This is a genomic window from Vibrio sp. 1401 (assembly GCF_033340295.1).
Genome location: NZ_JAWOWF010000522.1, coordinates 1 through 616, shown reverse-complemented (window position 1 = coordinate 616; position 616 = coordinate 1). Strand labels below are relative to the sequence as shown.

The 616-nt window shown below is 46.9% G+C and carries 1 protein-coding gene; it reads right to left on the bottom strand.

Going from position 1 to position 616, the window contains the following annotated elements; genetic code table 11:
- Positions 1-61: 61 nt before the first annotated feature.
- The coding region (locus tag R7Z77_RS26610; RefSeq protein ID WP_318137204.1) for a substrate binding domain-containing protein at positions 62-616 on the bottom strand (555 nt) is incomplete at its 5' end.

Here is a 616-nt window from a genome sequence, read left to right as displayed (position 1 = left end):
ATAGCTAGATTAGGGCTCAAGTGGCGAAATTCAACAAAAAAATACAAACAATATGAAGCACCTAGAAGTAATGAGAAATGGTGAGGTAACGTTCGCGAATGTGCTCGATGAGCAGCTTAACCTTATTCGGCGGCTGACGCGTAAACGGATATACCGCGTAAATGCCCAGCTTTTTGCCGACCAGTTCGGGGAAAATATCCACCAGCTGGCCATTACGAATATCGTGGTACACCAAACAGCGAGGCACATACGCAATGCCGTGTCCGCCTAATGCTGCTTTGCGCAGAGCGGTGGCATTGTCGGTTGAAAAGCTTCCAGAGACTCGAACAATATAATTGCCTTCGTCACTCTTAAATTCCCACTCCGATGCACCGGTGGTTTGATAAGCGTATTGCAAACAGTTGTGCGAAGTCAGATCGATAGGTTCGATAGGTTTGCCGTTTTTAGCAATATAAGAAGGCGATGCGCATACCACCCATTGAGAGTCGAGTATATGCCGAGCAATTAAACTGGAGTCTTCCAAGTAACCGGTTCGGATGACCAAATCGTAACCATCGGCGACAAGATCAACAAAGCGATTATCGAGCGACATATCGACAGTGAGACCCGGATGAAG